The sequence below is a fragment of the Sinorhizobium terangae genome (assembly GCF_029714365.1).
In the GTDB taxonomy this organism is placed as follows: domain Bacteria; phylum Pseudomonadota; class Alphaproteobacteria; order Rhizobiales; family Rhizobiaceae; genus Sinorhizobium; species Sinorhizobium terangae.
In genome coordinates this window covers 1,499,516-1,524,292 of sequence record NZ_CP121659.1, presented here as the reverse complement: position 1 = coordinate 1,524,292, position 24,777 = coordinate 1,499,516, and the positions used below count along the sequence as shown (strand labels likewise).

The 24,777-nt window shown below is 59.4% G+C and carries 25 protein-coding genes, 1 tRNA gene, 1 pseudogene and 1 riboswitch; of the genes and pseudogenes, 12 read left to right on the top strand and 15 right to left on the bottom strand.

The window, feature by feature from the left end; all coding sequences use genetic code 11:
• Positions 1-11: 11 nt before the first annotated feature.
• Entirely contained in the window at positions 12-1,175 is a 1,164-nt protein-coding gene (gene gcvT, locus QA637_RS07235; protein WP_428843123.1) for a glycine cleavage system aminomethyltransferase GcvT, read from the bottom strand.
• Positions 1,176-1,292: 117 nt separating this feature from the next.
• Positions 1,293-1,380, bottom strand: a riboswitch (glycine riboswitch).
• 159 nt (positions 1,381-1,539) lie between these two features.
• Between gcvT and QA637_RS07230 the strand changes: the two genes are divergently transcribed.
• Positions 1,540-1,947 (top strand): hypothetical protein, encoded by a 408-nt coding sequence (locus tag QA637_RS07230; RefSeq protein ID WP_283064506.1) that lies wholly within the window; start codon positions 1,540-1,542, stop codon positions 1,945-1,947.
• A gap of 143 nt (positions 1,948-2,090) precedes the next feature.
• Positions 2,091-2,606: pseudogene (locus tag QA637_RS07225) on the top strand (copper chaperone PCu(A)C); the annotation flags it as partial.
• 111 nt (positions 2,607-2,717) lie between these two features.
• Here the strand turns inward: QA637_RS07225 and QA637_RS07220 are convergent.
• A complete protein-coding gene (locus QA637_RS07220; RefSeq protein ID WP_283064505.1) occupies positions 2,718-3,095 on the bottom strand; it encodes a hypothetical protein in 378 nt (125 codons plus the stop codon).
• A gap of 239 nt (positions 3,096-3,334) precedes the next feature.
• On the opposite strand from QA637_RS07220, the gene QA637_RS07215 reads away from it, so the two are divergent.
• Positions 3,335-4,276, top strand: coding sequence for an alpha/beta fold hydrolase (locus QA637_RS07215; protein WP_428843122.1), 942 nt, complete (start codon positions 3,335-3,337; stop codon positions 4,274-4,276).
• A 908-nt stretch (positions 4,277-5,184) separates the two neighbouring features.
• Here the strand turns inward: QA637_RS07215 and QA637_RS07210 are convergent.
• The 9 genes from QA637_RS07210 to QA637_RS07170 all read right to left on the bottom strand — a co-directional run bounded on the left by QA637_RS07210 (position 5,185) and on the right by QA637_RS07170 (position 14,712).
• Positions 5,185-5,260: transfer RNA gene (locus QA637_RS07210), tRNA-Ala, on the bottom strand.
• A gap of 234 nt (positions 5,261-5,494) precedes the next feature.
• Positions 5,495-5,962: a cupin domain-containing protein gene (locus QA637_RS07205; protein ID WP_283064503.1), complete on the bottom strand. Its 468-nt coding sequence runs from the start codon at positions 5,960-5,962 to the stop codon at positions 5,495-5,497.
• A gap of 403 nt (positions 5,963-6,365) precedes the next feature.
• Positions 6,366-8,225, bottom strand: coding sequence for a TniQ family protein (locus tag QA637_RS07200; RefSeq protein WP_283064502.1), 1,860 nt, complete (start codon positions 8,223-8,225; stop codon positions 6,366-6,368).
• Positions 8,194-9,282: a TniB family NTP-binding protein gene (locus tag QA637_RS07195; protein WP_283064500.1), complete on the bottom strand. Its 1,089-nt coding sequence runs from the start codon at positions 9,280-9,282 to the stop codon at positions 8,194-8,196. The genes QA637_RS07200 and QA637_RS07195 overlap by 32 nt, the downstream gene beginning before the upstream one ends.
• Positions 9,283-9,313: 31 nt before the next feature.
• Positions 9,314-11,596, bottom strand: coding sequence for an integrase (locus QA637_RS07190; protein WP_283064499.1), 2,283 nt, complete (start codon positions 11,594-11,596; stop codon positions 9,314-9,316).
• Between the two features lie 13 nt (positions 11,597-11,609).
• Positions 11,610-12,371 (bottom strand): hypothetical protein, encoded by a 762-nt coding sequence (locus tag QA637_RS07185; RefSeq protein WP_283064498.1) that lies wholly within the window; start codon positions 12,369-12,371, stop codon positions 11,610-11,612.
• A gap of 141 nt (positions 12,372-12,512) precedes the next feature.
• Positions 12,513-12,884: a hypothetical protein gene (locus QA637_RS07180; RefSeq protein WP_283064496.1), complete on the bottom strand. Its 372-nt coding sequence runs from the start codon at positions 12,882-12,884 to the stop codon at positions 12,513-12,515.
• A 26-nt stretch (positions 12,885-12,910) separates the two neighbouring features.
• Complete coding sequence (locus QA637_RS07175) at positions 12,911-13,306, bottom strand: hypothetical protein (RefSeq protein WP_283064494.1); 396 nt, start codon at positions 13,304-13,306, stop codon at positions 12,911-12,913.
• A gap of 842 nt (positions 13,307-14,148) precedes the next feature.
• The gene (locus QA637_RS07170) at positions 14,149-14,712 is read right to left on the bottom strand and encodes a PIN domain-containing protein (RefSeq protein ID WP_283064492.1); all 564 of its coding nucleotides are present in this window, start codon (positions 14,710-14,712) and stop codon (positions 14,149-14,151) included.
• Between the two features lie 111 nt (positions 14,713-14,823).
• Between QA637_RS07170 and QA637_RS07165 the strand changes: the two genes are divergently transcribed.
• From QA637_RS07165 to QA637_RS07135, 7 genes are all read left to right on the top strand, one after another.
• Positions 14,824-15,015, top strand: coding sequence for a hypothetical protein (locus QA637_RS07165; RefSeq protein ID WP_283064491.1), 192 nt, complete (start codon positions 14,824-14,826; stop codon positions 15,013-15,015).
• A 629-nt stretch (positions 15,016-15,644) separates the two neighbouring features.
• Positions 15,645-15,887, top strand: a complete 243-nt coding sequence (locus QA637_RS07160; protein ID WP_283064489.1) for a helix-turn-helix domain-containing protein — start codon at positions 15,645-15,647, stop codon at positions 15,885-15,887.
• A gap of 254 nt (positions 15,888-16,141) precedes the next feature.
• Positions 16,142-16,414, top strand: coding sequence for a hypothetical protein (locus tag QA637_RS07155; protein WP_283064488.1), 273 nt, complete (start codon positions 16,142-16,144; stop codon positions 16,412-16,414).
• Positions 16,415-16,451: 37 nt separating this feature from the next.
• Entirely contained in the window at positions 16,452-16,703 is a 252-nt protein-coding gene (locus QA637_RS07150; RefSeq protein WP_283064487.1) for a type II toxin-antitoxin system RelE/ParE family toxin, read from the top strand.
• A complete protein-coding gene (locus QA637_RS07145; RefSeq protein ID WP_346283769.1) occupies positions 16,636-16,869 on the top strand; it encodes a helix-turn-helix domain-containing protein in 234 nt (77 codons plus the stop codon). The genes QA637_RS07150 and QA637_RS07145 overlap by 68 nt, the downstream gene beginning before the upstream one ends.
• Before the next feature lie 585 nt (positions 16,870-17,454).
• Positions 17,455-17,667 carry a hypothetical protein gene (locus tag QA637_RS07140; protein ID WP_283064485.1) on the top strand — a complete coding sequence of 71 codons (213 nt, stop codon included), beginning with the start codon at positions 17,455-17,457 and terminating at the stop codon, positions 17,665-17,667.
• Entirely contained in the window at positions 17,664-18,449 is a 786-nt protein-coding gene (locus QA637_RS07135) for a hypothetical protein (protein WP_283064483.1), read from the top strand. Before QA637_RS07140 ends, QA637_RS07135 begins: the two co-directional genes overlap by 4 nt.
• 707 nt (positions 18,450-19,156) lie before the next feature.
• On the opposite strand, the gene QA637_RS07130 is transcribed toward QA637_RS07135, so the two are convergent.
• Complete coding sequence (locus tag QA637_RS07130; protein ID WP_283064481.1) at positions 19,157-19,429, bottom strand: hypothetical protein; 273 nt, start codon at positions 19,427-19,429, stop codon at positions 19,157-19,159.
• Between the two features lie 263 nt (positions 19,430-19,692).
• Here QA637_RS07130 and QA637_RS07125 point away from each other — a divergent pair, with 263 nt between their 5' ends.
• Complete coding sequence (locus tag QA637_RS07125; RefSeq protein WP_283064480.1) at positions 19,693-20,541, top strand: eCIS core domain-containing protein; 849 nt, start codon at positions 19,693-19,695, stop codon at positions 20,539-20,541.
• A 363-nt stretch (positions 20,542-20,904) separates the two neighbouring features.
• Here the strand turns inward: QA637_RS07125 and QA637_RS07120 are convergent, their stop codons facing one another.
• The 3 genes from QA637_RS07120 to QA637_RS07110 all read right to left on the bottom strand — a co-directional run bounded on the left by QA637_RS07120 (position 20,905) and on the right by QA637_RS07110 (position 22,693).
• Entirely contained in the window at positions 20,905-21,387 is a 483-nt protein-coding gene (locus QA637_RS07120) for a ProQ/FINO family protein (RefSeq protein WP_283064479.1), read from the bottom strand.
• Between the two features lie 239 nt (positions 21,388-21,626).
• Positions 21,627-22,148 carry a heparin lyase I family protein gene (locus QA637_RS07115; RefSeq protein ID WP_283064478.1) on the bottom strand — a complete coding sequence of 174 codons (522 nt, stop codon included), beginning with the start codon at positions 22,146-22,148 and terminating at the stop codon, positions 21,627-21,629.
• Complete coding sequence (locus QA637_RS07110; protein ID WP_283064476.1) at positions 22,145-22,693, bottom strand: polysaccharide lyase family protein; 549 nt, start codon at positions 22,691-22,693, stop codon at positions 22,145-22,147. The genes QA637_RS07115 and QA637_RS07110 overlap by 4 nt, the downstream gene beginning before the upstream one ends.
• A gap of 94 nt (positions 22,694-22,787) precedes the next feature.
• On the opposite strand from QA637_RS07110, the gene QA637_RS07105 reads away from it, so the two are divergent.
• Entirely contained in the window at positions 22,788-24,599 is a 1,812-nt protein-coding gene (locus QA637_RS07105) for a phospholipase D-like domain-containing protein (RefSeq protein ID WP_283064475.1), read from the top strand.
• Positions 24,600-24,777: the final 178 nt, after the last annotated feature.

Below are 24,777 nucleotides of genomic sequence, written 5' to 3'. Positions count from 1 at the left end.
CTCTCTCCTGATCAGCGTTTGTAGGTTTGTTTCACAAAGGGCAGGGCGGTGACGGTGAGCGGCAGATATTTGCCCCGCACCTCTGCGTAAAGCTTCGTGCCGTTACCGGCTTGGGCGGCGTCGACATAGCCCATGGCAACCGGCCCATCGACGCTCGGGCCGAAGCCGCCGGAGGTAACGGCGCCCACGGCTACCTTGCCGTCGGCATCTGCATAAACCTTGGCGCCGCCACGAACCGGCGCGCGGCCTTCCGGTTTTAAACCGACACGGCGGCGCTTGGCGCCATTGGCGAATTCGGCGAGAATGCGCTCGGCACCCGGGAAGCCGCCGGCGCGAACGCCGCCCGAACGGCGGCTCTTCTGGATCGCCCATTCGAGCGCGGCCTCGACCGGGGTCGTGCCGGTGTCGATGTCGTTGCCGTAAAGACAAAGGCCCGCCTCAAGGCGAAGCGAATCGCGCGCGCCGAGACCGATCGGCATGACGTCCGGATGTTCGAGCAGGCGCTGGGTGACGTCGACGGCCGACGCGACTGGAATGGAAATCTCAAAACCATCTTCGCCGGTATAGCCGGAGCGGGAAATGATGCAGGCCACGTCGTGGAGGTCGGCTTCGGCCACATCCAAGAAACGCATGGAGGCGACGTCTGCCCAGAGTTCGCAGAGCACTGCTTCTGCGCGCGGCCCCTGCAGCGCAACCAGCGCACGGTCGTCGAGCATCGTGACCTCGCAAGTATCGCCGAGGCCCTTCTTCAGGTGCTCGAAATCCGCGTCCTTGCAGGCGGCATTGACAACAAGGAAGAGATGATCGCCGAGATTGGTGATCATCAGGTCATCGAGGATACCGCCTTCGTCATTGGTAAAAAGGCCGTAGCGCTGGCGGCCCTCCGCTAGGCCGAGAACGTCTACCGGCACCAGCTTTTCGAGCGCCAGAGCCGCGTCCTCGATGCGACCAGACCTCGGCCGAACGGTGATCTGGCCCATGTGCGACACGTCGAAGAGGCCCGCCGCTGCCCGGGTGTGCAGGTGTTCCTTGAGCACGCCTTCCGGGTATTGCACCGGCATGTCGTAGCCGGCAAAGGGCACCATGCGCGCACCGAGCGAAAGGTGCAACGCGTTCAGCGGCGTGTGCTTCAAATGGGAAATATCTTCCAAATCCGGCCTCCAGGTCTGGCGCATCCCGCGCCGGCTCACACTACCGGCGTCAAACGCCGAGAAATTTGAGCCCCCTCTGTCCCTTTGCCTGAGATTGTTATCCCTTCGGCGAGCGTAAACGCTTCTCTCCAGAGTCCTACCGGTATCTTGCTGGTCCTTTGGCCTGAGAGTTTCCGGGGCGGTTGCTCCTTCGGCACCGGATTGAACCGGTTTCTCCCAACAAGATCGTCTCCAGATAACGGCGAAGGCCGGAACTTGGCAAGAGCCTATGTCGCGACCGAACATATTTTTGTCGCGGAGGCTTCATCACTGCTCGCTACGTGCGGCAATTCGGTCTTTGCAATTCTGGTCGGCTAGGGATAACGAATTGGCTGACCAAGAGGGAACCATGGCAAGGCGCGTGGACAAATGGCGGGTTTCGGTGCGGATGCTCGCCGCCTTTGCGCTCGTTTTCCTGTCTTTCGCCCACAAACCGGCTTTCTCGAAGACTCTCGCCCCAACCGCGGCTGCCGACTACCTGCTGCCCGACGGTACGTTCGCGGATATCTGCTTCGGCACGGACGGTGTCAATCATGATGCCGGGCAGAGCAAAGCGCCGAACATCGCCCCCGTGTGTGAAGCCTGTCGCCTGGCCGGATCGGTGCTGCTGCCGGCGCCACCCCAGGAAAGCACTCCCGCGGAAAACGGCAACTGGCTTACCAAGGCAGCGGTCATCAAGACCGAAGCGGCTCTTACCCCATTGCGGCTGCTACCGCCGTCACGTGGTCCGCCAACATCTGTCGTAACCTTTTCCTGACGCATATCATTTTTCATTCTGCTGCAAATGCGGTGCTCACCACAGAGGGCCAGAGGCCCGCGTGGTTCGGAGATTACGACATGACGAAGACAAAACTCACCCTGCTTGCCGCCAGCCTGACACTTGTCGCCGCAAGCATGGCGCAGATGGCAGCCGCGGGCCAGAGCACCCATGCTCTCAAGAGCCCGGCACCGACCGTGACGCTCGCAAGCAGCACACAGGGACACGATGAGCATGACAGCCACCAGACGGCCGGCGCTCCGGTCGAAGTCGGCGACCTCGAAATTTCCGGCGGTGCCGTCAAGTCGATGCTGCCCGGCGCGAAGGTCGGCGGTGGCGGCCTTGTCGTCAAAAACACCGGCAGCGCCGACGATCGACTTCTGGCCGTCGAAAGCCCGGCAGCAGGACGCGTCGAGATGCATGAAATGAAGATGGAAAACGACGTCATGAAAATGCGCAAGCTCGAGGACGGCATCGCGATCCCGGCAGGCGCGACGGTCGAGCTCAAGAGCGGCGGCCTGCATTTGATGTTCATGGAGGTGAAGAAGCCCTTTGCGGAGGGCGACACCGTGCCCGTGACGCTCACCTTCGAAAAGACCGGCAAGATCGATTATGTGCTGCCAGTCGGCGCAGCTGTTGGTGGCCACGAGCACAACTAGCGCGAGATGCACTCACGTGCGTTCGCGCAGCAGCTCCATCTGCTTGTTTTTGCGGCATTTCTGCGACGTCAGCTGATTCTACCTGACTGCAAAATGCTCTAAGATCGGCCGTCACGATCCCTGGATGAACTGATCAAGGATCGTGGCGATCTCGTCATCGCCTTCCTTCTCATCGCCGGCGGTTTCCTCCTGCCGGCTTTCCTGCTTCTCGCCGCGTGCATCGTCCTGCATGTATTCGAGATAGCGGCGCAGTGCTTCGGCCTGCGTCTCTTGCGGCGGGCGGCCATCGGCGCTGATCAGCATCAGCCCTAGCGGCAGGGCGCCCTTGACCTTCGCAATCGGCGCTGGCGCGGGCTGTTCCTGCCTGCGCACCGAAAGCAGCGTGATCGCCTCGTCGGTCGGGCCATCGCCACGCACGCGGGCGGACGGCTTGACGGCTTCCCCCGCATATGCCGCCGTTGTCGCGGAGATGGAGACGACCTGGGTCAAGATATTCCGCCTCGTCGGCGCCCGTGCGCCTTTTCGAACCTCAACAATCCTTCTTCTGTGCCAGACTTCGCTTGCGAGGCGGTGAAATCGGGCCAGCGGATTTTATGCAAATCTTAACGTTTGCGCCGAGTTGAACGGCGCATCGCAAAAAATTCCGCTGCGCTGTCGGCAGGTTATCCGCCAGGTCGTCCTTGAGGCATGACCCGTCGCCTTGGCGACCCCCAATCGGAGGATGAGACATGCCGAAGACAACCCTGATCACTCTGATCGTCGCGGCGATAGGCGCATTTTGCACGCCCGCGATGAGCGCTGCCGAGGAGGTGATAATGGAGCAGGCGGCAACGCCGGCGCCGACGAAGAGCGGACACGTCACCATCAACGGCATCAACTACTATTACCAGGTCTATGGCGAGGGCGAACCGGTGCTGCTTCTTCACGGTGGTCTCGGGATCATCGAAATGTTCGGACCGAATCTCGCGAAACTTGCCGAGACCCGCCAAGTGATCGGCGTCGATCTCCAGGGCCACGGCCGCACGCCCCTCGGAGATCGCCCGATCGATCTCGTGGCGATGGGCGCGGACGTGAGCGCCCTCGTCAAGGAGTTAGGCTACGAACAGGTCGATGTGCTCGGCTATTCGATGGGCGGCGGCGTCGCTCTGCAGATGGCAGCGCAGGCGCCCGAGAGCGTGCGGCGGCTGGTGCTCGTTTCGACACCTTACGCCAAGGATGGCTTCTATCCGGAAATGATCGCAGCGCAGGCCCAGGTCGGCGCCGGCGCGGCTGAGATGATGAAGGAAACGCCGATGTACAAGTCTTACGCTGCGGTCGCGCCGGACGTATCGGAATTCCCGAAACTGCTCGACGCTATGGGGGACCTGATGCGGCGCGACTACGACGGATCCGCAGCCGTGGCCAAGCTCACCATGCCGGTTATGCTCATTTATGGCGACAGCGATATGTTCCGGCTGGAGCACGTGGTCGCTTTCTATCACAAGCTCGGCGGTGGCCTGAAGGATGCCGGCTGGATGCGCGAGAACATGTCGAAGAACCGGCTGGCGATCCTGCCCGATCTCACCCACTACGACATCTTCGTCTCGCCGAAGCTTTTGGAAACGGCCTTGCCCTTCCTCAACGGCGAGAGCGGCGCAAAGAGCTGGGCGGAGCAGGTCGAGGGGAAGTAGGCAATACAGTCGGGCGGCCCGCTGCGACGGTCCGCCTCATGCGCCCGTAAATATTTCTATACCTTCGGTTGAGCAACAGAGTACAATCACAGCCGCGATGAAGAAAAGGCCGCCAGATCCTGCGCGAATGCAAGAGCATCGGGGGACGCCACTTCAGCCAGGAAAGGACGAAGGTCTATGCGCGTGATCGTGTTGTTGGTAGCGCTTTCTGCACTATGCGCGTGCTCACAAACCTCAAGGTCGACCATGGTCGATCGGTACGAACGCGGGGAAGGGGACTACTATCCGGGCATCGTGCCGCCAACCCCATTCTAGGACGCTGCCTATATTCACGTCAGGTAATGAACAGGAGCCGCACCGGTCGGGTTCCTGCCGCGCCTGCAGCACGGTTCGCTTGCCGCAGCGGTGACACCTCACCGGCCAATTCCCACCTCGCCGATAGCCGTGCATACACGAAAGATTGGGTTGCGATCATCGGTGGGGAATTGATCCCGCGCCATTGCCGGAATATCAATGATCGTCAATCCGTTAGCAAAAAGTACGAGGCCTATGCGCAAGATCCTATTGTTGCTCGCAGTCGCCGCTCTCGCTGCGTGCTCACAAACCGTTCACGTTGGAGGCGAAGGGGAATACTACCAGGGCATCGTTCCGCCGCGGTGATTATCGGAAATCGCACTGAGGCTACTGCATGTTTTCTTAAATCGTACCCCGATCTAAGGAAAAAACATGCAGCAATTCAAAATGCTACAGCGTCCTTGCGGGTCCGATTAGGTGCTCGGCGCTGTAGGTCGAGATGGCGCGACCTTGGCAAGGCGGGAGGCGTCCGAGGCCTGCCCCGGCACGAGGTTGTCACCCATGTCTTAGGTACGTTCTGTTACCTATGTCTTCGGTATGGACAAGACAAGGCTTGGTGGAGTCGAAGGGATTCGAACCCTCGACCTCCGCAGTGCGATTGCGGCGCTCTCCCAACTGAGCTACGACCCCATTAGCTGAAGTGTATAAGAGAAATCCGCAGGGCACGCCAGTACCTGTGCACGCGTCGACGCCGTAAATCTCGGCGTCCTGATTTGGAAGTGATGCCTTTCGGCTCAGTTCTTGTCGAGTTTCGGAAAGGCGGAGATACTCGTCCGAAGGAACATCGCGACCAGCATCGCCTGCTACGGCGCGCGAGACGAAGGCGAGCTCGATCGATCGGCTCACCAGGAGACGCTTTGATGCTTACGACTTGGGCGACGGCCAATCAGAGAGCAAGGTGATGCCGAACCTTGGCGAAGCCTCGCGCAGGCGCTCGATCTCCTCGGACGTCGGCGGTCCTGCGACTTCGCCCTGTTGAAGTTCGTGGCCAGCTTCCTCGATAAACCGTTCGAACAGGGCGGGGGTCCCGATCAAGATGTATCTGCAAGGATTGCCGCTCATGTTCATAAGCTGGTGCGGAATGCTGCGTGGTAGGAAGATGCTCTCGCCTGCTCTCAGCCGTCGAGGCTGGCCGTCGATCACCGCAGTCAATTCGCCTTCGATGACATAAACCGTCTCGTCGTCCTTGGCGTGGACATGGATCGGCGTCCTCGTGTTTCCATCGCTGTTGTTCTCGAAAAGGCAGAACTGTCCCGCTGTCTGTTCTCCGGAGAGCAGGCGTTTCATGACGACGCCTGCAAGAACGAACTCTTTGCTGTCAATAGCGCTCATTGTCGTTTCCTTTCCAGGATTCGCGCACATTAGGGGCGGGAGCTCCATTCAGCGAGTTTCGGACAAGGAAGCATTTGTTGCCGGCGCAGGCGGTGCAAGTCCTTTCCCGGGGGCGCTCGATATTCGTCACAGCGAATAATCTGCACCAAAGATGCGGTATAACGCATAAGAGCGGCCAAGTGGCCGCTCTCTTTTCTGTCTTCTTCCGCGAGGTGGATGGGTTCGATAGATTTGTCAGGTTTGTGCCCAAAGCCCTTTGTTTTCAAAGAGGATTCTATGGAACCCCGTCGGAAAGAAAGCACTTGGCGTCTAAGGGATGTCAGACTCGCCCGTACGGCTCGCACTGTGGGCACAAAAAAACCCGCGTGACGCGGGTTTCTGAGGAGGCGTTTGTCGGTACTGGTTAGAGGTCGAGATCCGATCGGCGATAGACCGTCGATATTGCATCGCCGTCCAGGACGGGAAGGATTCCTTTGGCTCGGATATCGTTCTTTACCTGCTGCATTTGGCCTCGTCCTAAATGGTTGCGGTAGTCGTGCAGCGTGATGAAAGTCTCCTGGAATGACCTCAGTGCTCTCTGCTCGACAAACCTCTGTGGCGCACCGGAGAACGAGTGAACAGAAGCGACAGACGGAAGCAGCCCGGTATCGACCAGTGCGCGCACGGTCTTCGTGGTCGTTCGCAACAGCTTTTCGACCATTCTTAGATTTAAAAGGCCTGTCGTCGCGGTGTCGGTTCGGAGGGCGCGCGTCGCGGACCGCACCTGATCCTTGCAGACAAAAATGTTCTTGAATGTCGTATGTTCGCCCTTCTCGTCGATCCAGATCGAGATGTCGCCATCCAGGATCATCTTGACGAGTGCTGCGTAGCCGCGACCGATAACCGCGCAGGCTTCGACGAGGCTGACATGGTCTTCCGCAGGAGCGTTCGGCATTGCGTGACGTTCTATCGAATTGATAAGTTCGTGAACGTTTTTTCTGGAGAACACAGGTCGCGAGGCATGGTGTGGGCCGTACTCGAGTGTAGAAAGCAACCCGGAATCAAGCAACTGCCTGATGGCGTTCGCGGTGATACCTAGGAGCCGTTTCATCTCCTCCATTGGGACGGCGTCGAGCCATTTGGAGAGGAGGGAATCCACGATGTCCGCCGCCAATACAGTTCTCTGGTCCAAGGTGCTACTACTCGAGGCTGGCAAATGACCTGCTTCAGAGAGGACTTTGCGCACGGTTTTTCGATGCAGCCCATATGTCAGCGAAGCCGAGCGGATGCTGTGTAGCTGTCGCTGCCCGTCAAATCCGAGGAACGCATTTTCAGGGCCGATTGGATGGGCGGACACCGCATGCCGGCGTACGAATTCGATGACCGAGATGGCCTCCGGACTGTCAAGGTTCCGGTTCAGGAAATGATAGAGGGCGCCGTAAAGCTGGAAGGCCTTTCCTTTCTTGGCACTCGATCGATAGCTTTCGTCGCGCTCCTCCAAGAAGGTTCGTAGGCCACAGGTTCCCTTTGATGTCACGGTGTAGCCACGCCTTATGGCTTCCGCGCGGTCGCTCTGGGGCCGCAGCCGCCTGGAGGCGTTCTGACGGTCGAGCAAGGCCTCTCCGACGGCTTCGGTCACTCTTAATGCGAAGCCAAAGGAAAAGTCGTCGAGCCAAGCCTTCGAGGCTGGGACTTCTCCGTTCAATCGGCGTGAGAAGTAGACGTCGGAAGCCGAGACCTCCCGGCTCGCGGGCTTCGCCGCAAGCGCCTGGACAACCGACCAGTTGTCCTTGATGGCGTTCGAAAAGTCGTGGCAGCCATAGGAGGCGTAGTCGATGTCCAGCACGTCGAGTCCGACGGAGTGCTTTGTGCAGACCTCTAATAGCGGGTGCAGCCACGACGCCCGGAAGTATGGGCGCCCACTGGGACGGCCATTCCCAAGATCATAGTCCTCACACAGGCACAGGGAGCAGAACCGCGGCGACCTCCGCCAGAGATCGCGCGGTGGCAGCGCGTTCCCGAACACCTGCCACTTCCTGCTGATGCGGCGGACGGCATGCTTCTCCAACACGTCTGCATCGACCTTTGTGAAGGTGGCGAGGCGAATGGAAAGCGCGGCCGTACCGCGGCCCCACTGACTGCTCCCGATATGGCGTAGAAAATCCTTCATCTTGACGGCGCGGGAGCATGCGACGCGCGAAGCGAAGGCCGGAAGCGTTTCGGAAGGCATTGCTGTTAACAAACTCGACATCCTACGTACGCACCTTTCCTTTGTTGCCGACATTCGCCAATTCCTCGACGCTGGCTCTTGCTCGCGCGAGCAGGTCGCCCAAAGAGTTGTCGGGAGCGATGTCCTGCCACCGCTCCGCGGTGAAGATGTTCTGAGACGGACGGCACCCGCTTGCATACGCATAGGCGACGGCGAAGTTGAGCGGCGCGACTTTTTTCTGGTCGAGGCGAAGCGCGTGCTCGCATGCCGCCCGGACGAGCTGGATGGTCGACCCGAACGCTCCGTTACATGCATGCATCAAGCGATGGACGAACTCGTCCGAGTCCAAATCCTCCGCATTCAGCTCGGCGTCCTGTGTGACGATTTTGAGCATGATCTTGCGTACGCGTCCCGCGTCTTCCGGATAGCTCATGGGACGCATTTCAATAAGATTGCTGCGCTCCTTGAGCTGCCGGTCTGTGTCTCCGGCCAAGTGCACGAACTGTGCCAAGGCAGGAACCCCGCTCAAGATCAAGTGCAGCGGCCAGCCATCGATCTGGACAAGGCTCTTGAGGACGTCGGCCACGTTCTGAATCTCTTTCGTGGTGTTGCCACGCAGGACGTGCTGCATCTCGTCGATCCAAAGGTAGAGGACGCGGTTTTCGCGCAACTGCTGCTTCCAGAGATCGAAGATCTCCTGTTCCGTGATGTTTTTGTGAGCCACATGGTAATTGAGCGCCGCTAGGCCCGCGCGGGCTAGACCCTTGAGCGTCAGAGGCTTCGGCGCCTCGAAGGAAATCAGGGAGCGCACTTCCTCGCCGTCCGCCGTGATGCGTGGAGCGAACTGCGGCCGCTTGGCGATGTGCTTCTCCACCGCCGTGGTCTTGCCAGATCCACTCTCGCCGACGATGAAGATCGCGCGGCGTTTCGCGGCTTTACCGAAAAGCGCGGCTGCGACGTTGTCGATGAGGCTGTCAAATGCGAAATCAAGCTGCTTGTCGCGCGGCGTGCTAACGTAGGCCGTCTGCATTCGCCCGAGGATTTCGACGCGGCGCTGGCGCGCCGGGTCGAGGCTGTCATAGACTGCTTTCGCCGCTTCGGCGAAATATTCGGAGTAGGTGGCGTTGGTCATGCTTGTATCCTTTCCAGGCACGTAGGCCTGCTTAGTTGTCGTCAAAGTCGATGCCGTCCCAATCGCCGTCGGACGTCGGGTCGATTACAGCGAAGGCGGAGCCGGCCGTGTCCTCCAGGACCTCGTTCACCTGGTCGTCGGCGGGCTCTTCTTTCTCCTTGCCGTCGCTCGTGATGAGGTGGTCGAAGGCATCGATGCCGACCGCGAGTGGATTGTCGGGAATGTTGAGCGGTCCGAGGTCATAGACGCGGCTCTTCAGGTCGTCGACGACGGGCTTCTTGAAGTGCTCGCGGTCGATCGCGTCGTAGTCCTTCTTCAGCAGCACATCGACGCCCAGACCCGCAGCGGTGGCAGCCGCAGCGCCGGCTGCGCGCAGGTCGCGCACGCATGCCAGGAGAACCGATAGCTTTGCCTCGGCATTCGCACCATGCTGGTCGGCCAGAGCCTTGCGGGCGCCGACCCATTCAAAGAGGGTCGTGCCCGCGGGAATACCGATGGTCGCCTTCGCCTCGATCCAGTCGTTGCCCTTCTTGAAGGAGATCGTGCTGACGTCGAGGCGGCTGGCGCGGATCTCGACGAGCGGTGCCGGAGAGTTCGGCAGGGCCTGCTGCTCGAAGCGCATGCGCTGGAGGTCCGTATCGTTATAGTGGATGCCGGCCACTGCCACCCCCTTGTCGGTGATGGCGCGCGTGAGTTCGGTGCCGAAGATGTCGCGGCGGGACTTGTCGCCGATCGGCTGCATCACGGCGCAATTCTTGGACAAGCGGAACCACGCGTTCGCTGGGGTTTCGAACCCGAGGCCGGAATGCGGGGTGTTATGGTAGATGTCGATGATGGCACGAACGAACAGGCGGTTGAATTCGTCGAGGTTCAGAACCGCGTAGCCCTGCGAGTCGTACTTGCCCTTTTCGAGGATGTTCGAGAACGTTCGGCCCTCGAAATAGTCCATGAAGCGCAACTCGCAGGTATGGAAAAAGGACTCGATCGTGCCACGTGCGGCAGCGTCGCCGGCGCGCGGGAACATCTGTGTGCAACGGAGCGCCGCCACCGCGGCACGAAACTTCTCATGGACGAACGCCGGACCCGCGTCAGTGCAGACAGACTCGGGCACCAATCCGTAAACCCACGGGTCGCCCGCGCCGACGACGGACGAAATTAGCGTCTTGTCGGTCACGACCATTTCAAGAGCGGCAAGCGACGAGCGGTGGGAAGGCTCGCGACGGCTGAAATGCATGGCCAGGATGCACTTGGTGGCGCGGTCGATCGCAACGGTCACCCAGACACGCGCACGTTCGACGGCACGCTTCTCCTCGTCGGTGAGCAGATGCCAGATGCGGAAATGCGTCAGGAGGATGGACAGGTTCACCTTCCATTCGTCCATTTCGACAATCTGACCCGGACGCTCGAGCGCCAGACCGCCGTGAACGATCGCGAACTTCTTGCGCGCGTGGTCCTCTCCGTAGCGCTTGGCCATCAGATAATAGACGCCCATGCTCTTGATTAGGCGCTCGAAGCACTTGCGTGACGGCATGTGATAACGGCGCCGTCCGGTGCCCTCGAGCTCGCTGTTCCGCCTTGCAATTTCCGCCTGCAGGCGAAGGAAGCAGGCACGCATGGAGGGGCGCTTGCGGTCGGCGTACTCGCCCGCATATTCGAGCCAGAGCTCGACGTCCTGCTGGTGGGACAGCGTGCGGGACTTCGGACCCTTCTTGAGACTGACCAAGGCCAGCGGATCGTACCCGCCGTCGACATACATGTCGTGCAGGCGCTTGAAGTGGCGTGGACCGGGCAACGCGTAGGAAACCTCGACACCCCCATTCGCCCCGCTCCAGCGCTCGGAGACGATGCGCTTGAGGATAGGCAACAGGAAAGTCAGGCATTTCACGCCCAGACTCACCTTGCGCTGTCTGAAGCCCTCCTGCTTCAGGACGGGGTGCTTCCTGCCAACGGCTTCGAAGCGGATGTACTCGTTGATCAACTCCTGAAGCCACAGGGCCTTCCGGACCTTCGCCTCGCCGAAGTCGGTGATCTTCAGGTTGCCGAACTTCACGGAGAGGTTAGCCGCTTCCTTGCTATGGTAGTCGCGCTCCACCTTCAGACGGCGCTCGACCGTCATCAGGTAGATCTGCTCGTGACTGTAAGGGTGGTGGCGGCCTTCGGCGTCCGTGAACACCGAACCTTCGGTCGTCTGCTTGAGGACGGTAAGGTGGCGCGTGACGTTACCGTCCTCGATCGTGATGCGGTCATCGGGACCATAGTGATAGATCGGGATCGACGTACGGGCGAAATTGAGGGGGGAGACAAGCTGGTTCACGGCAAGACCTTTCTTAGTTGCCTTTGACGAGGAGAGATGCATCGGTGATGCGGCCGGCTTCGACGGGCTGGAGGACGCCCTCATCGATGAGGTTCCAGATCGCGGTGCGGCGGTAGGCGACCAGCGGAGTTACGATCAGCATGTCCCAGAAGCGCATGGGGCCGCTCATTCCTGCGACAAACTCGCGTGCTGCCTGGTATTCCTCTTCGTTGCGATTGCGACGGGAGAGAAGGATCCATTCGGCGTTGGCGTTGGCCGCAGCGTTTGCAAACGCCTCGGTCACGAGGCTGATCGAGTCGGCGTAGTCGGCGACGCCCATGCGATAGATACGGCGCAGGATGTCGAGCAGCCCGGAGGACACGACGATGTCCTTTGGCTTGGCCGCGACCGATATACGCTTGCCGCACTTGAGGCGAAGCCAGAAGTCGAACGTGTGCTTATGCATCTTGCCGTCCGCTCCGAGGTACTTCACAGTCGGCCACTGTTCGCGCAGCTCGACGACATTGCGGTCTGCACGGAGAATGCGACCGGCCTTCAGTTCGATGCTGCTCTCGAAGTGCATGACGCGTTCGCCATCCAAGCTCGGCTGCGCCCCGCGCCAGTTGAACGGAGACTTCACCGATGGCTTGCGATTGCCGCGCGACTGCAGAACCGGCGTGTAGCGCGGCGGTACCGTCGGCTTGTGGTAGGTAGTCTCGGTCGGAACCGTGAAGCTCACCTTGATACCGTTGCGGATGTTGAGCATGTGCTGCTTGATGAAATGTTCGTGGCGCATGGGAACTCCTGTTTTGCGCACTCAAGACATGGCTCCGCCGCCTGCGGTCACGGGATCGCGACCGCACCAACGGAACCGGCAGTACAAGGGGAGGGAACTAGGACGGCGGTCCCTGCGCCCGCGGGAGGTTACACGCGCTCATCAGGCGAGCTCCTCGCAGGCGCGATCGACCATTTTCCGGAAGAAGTGGTGGGTAGGCTTGCGGATGAAGACGCTGCCGATGCCCTCAGCATTGACGCGGTCGATCTCCGCATGAAGGTCGCGGAGAACCAACTTGATGGTAGCGGCGTCGTCTTCCGCCGCGCGGTGGGCGAACTCATTCCAGATCGCGAGTTCCTCTGCGCGCACGAAGCGGCGCTCGACGAACTTACGATAGCGGCCGGCTTCGCGGACGCTACGGCTGGACGTGGTGCCTCGCCATTCGCGCACGACATGGTCGAAGCCCATCTTGAGGTCCGTGTCGGTGATGCGATCGTTGAGGTTGAACGGAAGGTCGTTGTTGTAGCGCGCCATGGCATATCTCCTTTGTCTGGCGTTGCTTAGCGGTGCGAGGAAAGGATGGTTTCGAATCGCGAGACCATCGTGGCGATGGACGGACGTCCCATGTCGCGGCCAGCGCGCGCCTTCCAGACGAACTCGCGCGGGAGGTCTGCGACGCGGGCGCGGAAGGTGCTGTAGGACGGCAGGCGCTGGGGGCGGGGACCCTTCAGCATGCGGGCGTCCTCCATGATGTGATGATGAAGACGGTGCCAAAGCTCGCGAACGGTCGGACGCGAGGGGTCGGCATAGCGAAGCGCGACGACGCACTGCAGGACGGTTTCCTGGCGGGTGAAGTAGCGTCCGTACTGGCGTTCGAGCCAGTTCCGAAGTTCCTGGCGGTGCTCGCCGTCGATCTGGCCGATGAAATCAAGACGCACGTATCCATTCTGCGACATGGCGCAGTTCTCCTTACCTAGATTTTTGGGATTGCCGTCGGCGCTAGAGCGCGAGCGCGCCCCGTTGAACGCAGTCACATCGCATGGCGAGGACGTCGCGGCGCTCGGATTTGCATTCCGCGCAAAACTGGTCGTCTTCGATGAGGTCGTTCATTCCGTCTTCCATCCATCAGACGGGATCATGGCATGCGTCGACGCACGACGACGCGCCGCGAGCCCGAGGGGGTTCACGCGACTTCGGCAGCGTTCCAAAGCCGCGCGAACCGGACGGAAGGGAGACTTCCGGCGATGTCAGCGCGCTTTGAGCGCTTGGAAGCGTTGTTGAAGATGGATGGGATCGAAAGGCTTGTTCGTCATGTCTGCGTCCTCAGATCTGAAAATGCTTGAAAACTTTTCAGAGGAGTGCCGGGGGCGTCGTTCGCGCGCGGCGTGGATACCACGGCGTTCTAGGACGCTTGCCGGCAACCTTGTTGCCTATGTGCTGGTATCTTCGACTTCATGACTTTTCTCACTTCGAGGGCCGACCGTTATCGGACGTGCCGTGATAAAACGCAGATCTTTGTCGGAATATCAAGAAGAAAAATAATCTAAGGAAACAAATTTCGTGCCCCAATAACAGGAATATACTCACGGAACGTGGTTCTCAAGAGCGGGGATATGGTTACCTCTTAGTAATTTTTTGCGCGCAACGAATCCATGTTGTCAACAATTGGTAGCTGCCGATTGGCGGGCTGACAGAGGTTGTTTCAAAACGAGACGGCCTAGTCTTCTGCTTCGATCTGGAATCCTCGGCGAGAGGTATGCTAGGCCGCGCCGCAGTCTCAGCGGCTCGCTAGGCGTCTTCACGCGACGGGCCCGATCATCCTCCGCCATTCGAGGCCGATCGAAGTGAGTTCCTCGGGGATGCGCCAGTTGTCGTCCGGCATGACGTGCCAAATGCCATCTCTCGGGCAATAGAGGCCGGGCAGAGGGAATTGGCGGCTGATCTTCAGGTAGTCCCCCACGTCCTGGGTAGCGATCGGCATGCCGTGCACGATGGCCGTCGCGGCGATCTCGGGATCGCAGCCGAACTCGAGTTTTGGAGCCTCGCCGTGGCTGCGCCAGAAGCGTGCAAGCTCCGGGACCATGGCCATCCTGGCGAGAAGCCGCTTCACGTCCGAATTTACAGGAGGCACCCAGACGTCCGTCTTCAGGAGGTCGTCGAGCCATTTCGCCAATTTGGCGCTTTTTAGCGGGTTCGTCTTGAAGAGGTTGAGGGCGCCACGCTCAAGCTCGAAAATCGCAGTCGGCGGAACGGCGATCGATCCTGGCGGTATCTGGTCGAGAAAGAATATGACGTCTTCGTCCGGCTCCGAGCGCCGAGCTTCGCTGAGGACGCTCGTGTCCACCAATATGAAGTCCGCCATTCCGCGAACCCCCTTTCGCGTGGTTGAAAAACCACTCGATTCGACGCCGGTTATGGTTACCAAAGAGTGAACAAGCGGGTATAAGGATTCGCAGGCGCAGGGAGTAGGCCGATGACTCGCGACAACAGATGGAAGATGCAGGAGGCGTTGAAGGACGTCCGGTTCGTCTTCGCGGCTGCGAAGAAGGACTGTCCGCAGCTCGTCTTCGATGACGATGGCGTCTTCACCATCTCCTTTGACAAGCATGGAAAGAAAGGCAGCGGCCGCACGTTCCTGACAAGTGGCGGTCCGGACGAAGGCTGATTGTCAACGGGCCGTCGCGTTGCGGGGCTGCTCGCGTTCGGGAATCCTCTAAATCTGCAAAGCGTCGCCGCTGGTCGCCTTCGATCAGTCGCTCAGTTCGCCTGCTCTATTCGTTTGGAAGCAATCGGTGACACGTAACACCTGGCATACCCGTCGCGTGCAGTCGGGATGCCCTGGGATGTCATCAGCTTAGGGACCGGGAAATTCGTTCGCACAACAAGTCTGGACCATCGCACCGGAAGCTGGCCTGTCGCAGGACGAGCACGGGCGCTGACCGTTTCCCTTGCAGGTGGCGAGAATCCGCCAGCGTTCAGGAACGGGATAGAGACACCAGCCACATCCGCCTCCACCATGGAGCGGGGTAACAGGTCGAGCCTCCCTCTTCGACCCAGCAACTCTTGGATGCTCGTTACGCACAAGACCGGTGGCAAGGCCTTTTCGGGAGTGTCAGCTCGTATTTTTCTCTCAGAAGCCACCGCAAACTGAGATGTATTAAGAACAGGCCCGCGTTCGGCAACGTGGCGTCGAAAGTTCAGCCTGCCTTGCAATTGTCATACTTAATAGCCCGATATTGCACCGCAGCATTGTCGGTCTGTCTGCCGAGCGGCGCATGGTCGAAGGAGTTACCCATGGCAAAGTCAATGATCAATATAGGCGCGTCCGTCACCGACCGAGACGACCTCGGTATCGGGGACGCTGTTCGGCGAGCTCGCGAAGCGGTGGGATATAGCGTCGATGACCTTGCAGTGACGTGCGGACTGACCGGTGCAGAAATTACAAGGATTGAAATCGGCGCTGACGTCGATCCGGACAAGCTCAGGCGCATAGCGGCTGCACTTCGAGTGCCAACCTCCGCGTTCCTGCCGAACTAAGGCCGGCGCGAGGCGGAGCGGGATCTGCTTCCCGCGTGCGCGCGTGTTTCTTGCGGCGGTAGCTCGAGGCAGGGTGCGTAATCCCCGTCTCCTCCGGCGGCCGGTCCATACATTCGAAGCTGTGAAGCAGCGAGCGCGCCGGACGCATTCGACATGTGGATGCGTCCTATCAAATCAATCGATTAGTCCAGGGATATAAGGGGGGGTAAGGAGGTGGCGCTGGGCGTTGCGATCACAAGGAGTGTCATGCAATCGTGGTCGAGACCGTCGGAGACATCATTGCCTATCACGACGGCCTGACCAAAAGCGTGGTTCTGGCCTATGCCACGTGCGAGAACCACGTGAATGATTTCGCCCGACTGGGCAGTGTGCATAGCGTGGCCGATCTTGCCGCCCTCGGACTCGTGGTTCGAGCGGTTTGCAAAAAGGAAGGTCTCGGCCAGGTCGCGCTTTGGCAGGCTGTAGATCTGGCAGAGAAGGGGTTGTCGACTCGGATCTTGGTGGCCACGTCACTAAGCAGCGCGTAGCCGTTCAGGAGGTGGCAAATCTGGTGGATATCGGACAGTGATCCTCGACCAAAAGGGACATCGCGCATTCTTTGTATACGGTTTCCCAAAGAGTGCACGCGCCAACATCGAGAAGGATGAGGAACAAACCTTCAAAAAGATGGCAAAACATGTTTTGGGCCTATCGGATGCACAGCTTGAGGAACTCGTCGAAGCGAGGAAATTCAAGGAGGTAAAAAAGCATGACGAGGAGAAAGTACAAAAGCGAGGCTTTTGCCTCCATCCACGAGACCATGGAGGCTCTTCATGAGATCGGAGCGATCGACAAGATTACAAAGAGGGAATTTGACGAAGCCAGCTTGGTCGAGCCGATGCCGCTGACGGGCAGGGAAATCCGCGGCCTCCGAGAGCGGGAACACATGTCCCAACCCGTATTCGCCCGCTATCCGAGCGTGAGCAAGAACCCTGCTCTCTGACTGGGAACGCGACGTGAAGAAGCCCGGCGGTCCGGCGCTCCTCCTTATGTCGCTTGTGAAGGGGAAAGGCGTGCAGGCGATCGCGCTTGCGTGAGAGACGCCAACGTTCCGTGGGCGCGTATGTCTTTTCGCTCGCACCATAAGACTGGACTGTCGCAGGGGACACGGGACCGGCCGCAGCATAAGTCCGGACGCTGACCAGCGAAGCTTTGGGGGGTCAGCGTCTGGACTGCGACGTCTGCCGGCATCTGATGCGCAACCTCGGCCGTACTGGCTGCAGCCGCCGATTCCTGGCAAATCCGCGTGGCCAACGCCGCTCAATCGACGACCGCAAACTCTCGGCAGTGCCGCCGGCACGAGGCATGCAGTTCAGGCAACGCTTGTAACTCAAAGTTGTCAAGCGTTTTGAAAGGGAGATGCGTGTTCCATGGTGCCGACCACTTCCAAAAAACTCGACTGCAACTTCATGGAGTTAGAAGTTTCTAACTGAGGATGATCTAATATTGCTTTGACAGTTTAGGATTGTGTTATATCCTCTCAAAGTTGCAGTTCTGACACCTACACTTACATTCTGCGGAGGATGACATGTCGGATAGCAAAAAACTTACATTTCAACTTACCGAAGAGCAGATGAAAGCCATCAAGCCGCTGGTTGAAGCTACTGGCCGTATCAAGATGGCCGGAGAGGTAGAAGGGGATCAGTTTAAGGTATCGTTCCTTGCTTGCAACATGGCGTTTATGGCTTGCAACTCCCCGTTTGTCATCAGCGACGGCACGCTGAAGACGAAAGCAAAATGAGAATCCAAGATCGAAAACTTGATGATGTGTTGGGCCACCTTCGATCCAGGTATGATTCCGACTTGCCGAACTTTTCTGATTGCATAAGGGCAGCGTTCGCCGAGGTGGATGCCGTCTTTTGGCGAGAGCAGTACTTAGCCTTCTTTTGGAAGTGCGTTACAACTGTCCCCGGCTACGTCCAAAGCGTCGTAATTGCGAATTCGATTGCGGAAAGTGACGGATCTCGGGGACTGCACGATTTGTGGACCCGTGTCCGTGGACCGGAGCTTGATGATGGTATTCGCAACCACTTCCAGGATGAGTCACGTCACGCTCGCCTTTTCTTGCACCTGACGGATTTGACTTTTCCTGAATTCCTGGAACCAACGGAGATGGCGGACAGGAAAGCGGGACTATTCAACAGTCAGACAGCGAGCGAGGAAAAAACTGAAGATCCGGCCAGCATCGAATACGTTATCGACAACATGGTTCAGATGAACATTGGTGAAATCCGTACCAGGGCACACATGTTCATGATCGGCCCAGTCCTAACTGCTATGGCTCCTCGGGAGAACAAGGAGCGTGTCGATGGCATACTATCCGGCCTCGTCTATGACGAAGTAACGCATATAGGCTATACGGCTGTGCTCATGGAGCAGATGTGCCGAGACGGCCACAAGAAGCTGATTGCTGACTACTACAAGAGAAGGCTTCGCGACTTCAACGTCTACACCATAGAGCAGTCGCGCCGGTCGCTCGACCTGTATGGAGAGGGCCAGTTCCCGGAGATCCTGGAAGTGTAGTGCGATTATGGCTCCACGTCCGTTTGCTGAAGACTGGCTGTTGGCCACCGGAACGAACCATGAACATATACTGCCCCAGTATACCCGATCCGAAAATTGGACTGGATTGCACGGCGGTGGGCTTTAGGCGGCTCATATTTCGAGGGCAGACCGCCGGGTTCGAACGAGAACGGCCCCCATCGAGGTGAGTAGTCCCTCCTAGTAGCAACTGCCGCCGAACACGAGCCTGTTCAAATTGAGCGATTCACATCGCCATCGCGTACGGCGTATCTGATGACTCGTCTGCAGGTTCAGTCGGCACAATTTCCTCCGGAAGTGGTGTCATGCCCGTGCGGATTTCTTCCGCATGCCACCACATCGCGTCATGAGGCATCCGCGCCCGACGAAGAGGCTCCATTTCCGTGAAAATGAACCGACGCCTGTAAGCGCTGGGGCTTTCGGCGAGAAAGAACGGCTTCATACGCTCTGGCCCAAGGAACCATGGCATTTTCAGGAAGCGTCTGGGGTCGTCTGTCCAGATCGGAGCCGGCCCCAGCCTCCACCTGCGGCAGAGATGCTCGCCAATAGCGCCTACAAGAGCATCAAAGCGCTCATCTCCGGTTAATTCCGGTGCATCGATCAGCCTCTCCCGTCTCCGACGGCGGGATGGTTCGAGATAAAAACCATCCAGGAAACTGGCAAGGTGGTACCGAAACTCGCTACCGGTCTCAAGGTGCGAGTGGACGGCCTCGGCCAGCGATCCAGGTCGGACTTGCTGCATTGGCGCTGTTGTATTCATCTACCAGACCTTTGATCTTCGCGCTCATGCGTGGGGACACGGTTGGAACAACGATTCCCGGAATGTTAGGATAACACTGCTCCATGAGAGCAACAATCTTCTCATAGGTATTGATCCCCGTGAGCTTCATAAGCGCTACCGGATCTGTCGCATCCGTGAGGTTCTTGTCGTCATCCGGTGCTCGGTTGGCCAGCACCTTCATCGCCAGCAGATATTCTGATGTGGGCGTGAAGCCGCATTCCAGTGGCTTACCCCGCGAATGCGACCACAATCGTCGCGAGCGCGAATCTGGCGACCTTGCGCGATATCGCACATAACCCGAATGGGTAAATCCCAAGTTTCGGCAACCAGGAGTACGCTCTCCCCTCCGAGTTCTATCGTCAGCGACATGTAAGTTGATCGGCACGCGCGGGAGCGGTGCCCATCCTCACGGGTTCAAACTAAAACTGTTAGGGAGACACTGCGATGATGATCAGGATCGTAGCTATAGCCGCCGCGCTGCTAGCGGTGGGTCACTCCGCAAAAGCATGGGATCCAATTGGGGATCTCACCAATCCGGGTCGAATTTTGAAGAACATCGAACGGGAAGGCGGAAAGGCCATCAAGGACATTCCTAACGTTCCCAGAAACCTTGGGCGGGAACTTGAGAATGTTGGCAAGGAGATCGACCGGATTCGACTTGAATTTCAAGCCGTAACTTCCGCGCCGGCGTTGGAGGCGTGGCTTCGTGGATCAAGAGATACATCCAGGCCTGGGGCGGGCCCAATTCCTCAGCACATTCGGCAAGCCCTGGGAAATTTCTACGATAACGACATCTACGACAGGGTGAGATTCAAGATCGGAGACAGCGGAGCCATTAATCTTGCTAATGCGTCCATCCAGTATGGCGAAGCGGAAGCTGTGACGCTGATCGATACGGTTGTCTTCGCAAACGCCAACGGTGCAAATGATCCAATTCTTTGGGCTCACGAGCTCTGGCATGTGCAGCAGTTTCGCGACTGGGATGTCCGCGACTTCGCCATTCGCTATTTGCGCAGTTGGAATTCCGTTGAGAATGAGGCGTATTCAGCCGCAAACCGATTTGCGGCTGTTTTCGCGGGCCAGACCACGCAAAGGCCGGTTCCCCAACCTGACCCGATATTTGCCCCGCAGCCCCTGCCTCCGACACCGCCACCTCCGCCGCCGCCGACGCAAAGGGCTGCGTTCACCTGTTACACGAACATGGGTGCTTGCCCATTGGCAGTGCCAATTCCGGCAGGAATGGCATGTTATTGCCCATCCGTGATGGGGCCGATATGGGGCGGGGCTCAATAGCGCCAAGCGGGGCTGAAGGACGTTTCTAGACTTGCAAGCCCTGTCGGCGAGGCCTTGGAAGTCTACCCGGAGGCACATTCTGGTGATGCCATCGGAATGGTCCGCGCTCCTTCGGTCAGTTCTCAGCAACCTCCAGCAGGAAGGCAGTCCTAGTCTGAGTTTGGTGAGCTGCCCGCCTTGCTGCGCGCGAAGCGGCCAGCAGGGATAAAGTCTCCTGGCCACGCCGGCCTTGCGGCGTGCGGATAGATCGGAGACGGTGAAGCCGAGGCTGCGCGCCCTCGGTGTCGCGACCGTGTTCGAGGTGCAAAGTGACCGATATGGGCCAAAGTGACCTGCCGTCTGGTAAATGAGTACGGAAGCCGCTCAGCGGCGATCGAGCCTCCGGCCTGTGAGCCGACGGCGTTTCGTTTCGACGACGACGCCCGCAGATCTGTTGGGAAGCTTCGCTTTGCTCGCAGGCGCTTGTTTTGCGATTGGCCTGCGGCTTTGTTCAGGTTCCGCCTGGAGCTCAGGCGAGCGCATGGTTTTCTCCTTCGCGGAACGCACGCGCAGCAATGCCTGGGCTGTCGCCGCATCGGCTTCCGACACGTTCCCGGTGGGATTGCCGTCGAGATCGACTCGCGCCGCCCCAGCGCGCAGACTTTTTAGATATCTTTCCAGCTTGGTGTAGGCGCGCAGGGCTCTTTTCAAATCGTGGTCCGACAGCTCATGGTCAAGCGCGCGGATGTCCTCACGAATCCCAATCTTAAGCGGCTTCGGTGCCCTCGTGTTGAAGGCCTCGGGCCACTTCTCCGATAGATGGCGGAAAAGCACTGACGCTGTTTTCGGCTGTTGTTCGCCCGGCACTTCAAACCTCGATAGTTGTCGCTGATACGACACTTGTTAGCTGACGAGTTTGTTGAGTTATCCGGCAACAAAGCCGCCTTGCACACCTTCCTGTCAAGAAAAACGGCTGTAGCGGCGCTGTTCATTCACAACGACGTGGGCAGGCGGACGTCCGCGACGGCGGGTGCCGGTGGCGGAGAAGCAAGCGAGACGGAAGTCACTTGGCAGATCCCCTCGGCGGAAGACTTGGCGGGGTAAGCTCAATCCGGAGCTAGCCTGCCAGTCGGATCGACATCCCTGCGGGAGGTGCTCCGGACGTAGTTCGCAAGCTTCGTGACGGTTTCGAAGTTCTCGGGGTCGCGATAAGGCCCGAACTTGAAGTACTGCGTGAGGCGCGGTCCGGTCTTCGCATAGCCTATCCTGCCGTCCACCCGGCCGATCTTGACGCCGTTCGCCCAGATCTCAACGAACGCCTTGTTATCCGGCGTCAGCCCAACGTGGTAGACCATCGTCGTCCAGCGGCCGAAGGGATCGGGAAGAACGTGGTACTGTTTGGCGACGATGCCGCGAGCACATCCGGGATCGCGCGCAACTGCGATGGCCTCGGAACTGAAATCCATTCTGTCCTTGCGATGCTGGATGGGCGGCACCACCTTTGCCTTGTCGTCATGGGCCCACCCCGCCGGGGACTCCGAAAGCGGAAATTGGTCGGCCACAAGCACTCTGCACAGCACGTCGTCGGGCCTCTCCTTCGCAGCGAGATTGTCCTGCTCGACCGTCACCGTGAACCTGCGGCCGGTGAACCGCTGCGCGACGAGGGGACCGCCGCGCGCGGCCTCGGCTCCTCCTTCCACTGCCCTGCGACGAACCGCTTGGAGGTCGCCTTCAGGCTATCGTCGACGAACATGTCGAAGCGGTACCATATATCGGTCCCCAAGGGCACGCGCGCGTCGCTAGACTCCCACAACTCGGCCCGCTCGTCCCCATCCCGCTGGTAGTCTCCGTCCTCGTCGATGCAGCCGGCATGATGCTCCTTCCGGAGAGCTAGCGCCTTCGGCTCCGGCCGAACGGTGGCGACCATCGCTGTCCGGCCTGACCCGTCCGTCGCCCCGAACTTGAAGGTGTTCTCCGGACGATGGCAGACGAACCAGTTCCTCGAGTGAGGTTCCTTCGCGAAGTTCTCCGACACGAGATACCTCGGCGCGCCCGCCACGGAGTGGCTGCAGCCGGTCAGAAACGCCAGAAGGATTGGGGACAGGAATGCGCGCACGTCGTCCTCGGAAACGGGCAGTTTCGAAAAGCGCGGTGTTGAAGCCCGAAACTTCAATCCGGAATGCAACCTGTAATATTATTTTCGTATCATCTCATGTAAGCCTGTCAAGGCTGGTCGATTGGGCGCAGACCTCGGGGAGGGGCTTGAAATGACTTTGGCGGGTAGCAGCAACCACACCATTTCAGTAGCGGCGCATCGCGGGGACGCAAAGACGTTGCTCGCCTTCGACGTTGTGGACGAAAACGCGCGAAAAGGCCTGGCCGGGTTCACGATCGGGGTGACGCCTCCGACGCGACCTCCGTACTACCTTCTCAACAACCTTCGCTTCGAGCATCCGGAACAGCATGCGCGGGATACGTCGGAGCCTGACAACTCGACGATGAACGCGCCAATACGCAAGTTCAGGTGGCTCCACGTGCCCGGACTCGACCACCAGGGACTCGAACCCGAATTCGGGTCATATACCTACACGATCACGCCGCGCTACTTCGGCGACGACGATCGGCTGAAGGCGTTCGATCCGGCTCTGAGCCTCGACGTGCATGTGACAATGGCGCCCTTCGAGACGAATAACCTGAAGGTCGGCTTCACCAGGGGCTTCACACAGTCGCAGGCCTTCGCCCGTCACTTCGGCAAGTCGGCGCCGATCCGGCCCAAGGGCGACGAGCTGCTCTTCGACACCAGCGAGGTTGCAGGCCGGTCCCCGCGAGGCGAGGAGTTCCGCTTCGAGGACGAGTACCGCTGGTCCGGCTTCACCGCGCGGAAGCTGATCTTCGAGATCTTGGACGAGGTGAAGGACGACGACGACCTTGAACTCGACGTCTTTGCCTACGACCTCAACGAGCCGGACGTCATGAAGGCCCTCATCGGCCTAGGCGCGCGGGCCCGTATCATTCTCGACAACGCGGCCTTGCACCACAACACGGACAAGCCCAAGCCCGAGGACGAATTCGAACAGAAGTTTGCTGCATCCGCCGGCGCCGGCTCCATAAAACGGGGCCGCTTTGGACGCTACGCCCACCACAAGGTGTTCATCGTAAAGAGGAACGGCGTGGCCCAGAGGGTCCTGACGGGCTCCACGAACCTCTCCGTCACCGGCATCTATGTCAATTCGAACCACGTGCTGATCTACGAGGACGCAGACGTCGCCGGCCTATACCTGCAGGTCTTCGAGGAGAGTTGGAAGACCAAGGCGAGCAGCTCGTTCGAAGATTCACCGCTCGCAAACGCCCGGCACGTCTTCGATCAGGGCGTCCCACCGACGAGCATAACCTTCGCACCGCATACCGAAGCGATGGCCAAAAGCGTGCTCGGCGACATCGTCACGAGGATCGGGAAGGAGGTCGCCGACGGCGGCGTTCGGGCCAGCATCCTCTTCGCCGTGATGGAGCTGGACAGCGGCACGCCGAACCCCGTGTACGAAGTTCTGAACAAGATTCATACCGAGAGGTCCATCTTCTCATTCGGGATATCGGACAATCCGAAGGGGATTTCGCTTTACAAGATCGGCTCCAGCCAAGGCGTCCTGGTCACCGGCAAGCCGGGAAAGACCCACCTGCCGCCTCCCTTCGAACAGATCCGCTACGTGGGACTCGGCCATCAGGTCCATCACAAGTTCGTCGTATGCGGGTTCCGTGGCAACGATCCCACGGTATTCTGCGGATCGTCCAACCTTGCGCTCGGTGGCGAGCAGGCCAATGGCGACAATCTCTTGGCCATCCGCGATCCGGAGGTGGCGACGGTCTTCGCGATAGAAGCCATCGGTCTCATCGACCACTTCAATTTCTTGAATGGATTGGATACGGCGCCCGCCGCCAAGGACGAGGCATTGCGGAACGCCGACAAGCGCGAAGCGGCCGTCCAATCGGAGTGGTTTCTCAGTGCCAGCGACGGATGGGTCGGGAAATACTTCGATCCGGACGACCTCCACTGCAAGGATCGCGAACTGTTCGCATTTTAGGCAGCGCGGCGATCGTTCTTGGCGATCCGACCGGCAAACACCCTGCGGTCGTTGCGGTTCAGCTCCAGATCGATTTCTGGACCGAAATGCCGGGGGCCAGGCGGCTGCCCATCGACCGATTCACGCCACCGTTGAGTTAGCGACAATAAATCTCGTGCTGTTTGCACAAGTCATCTGG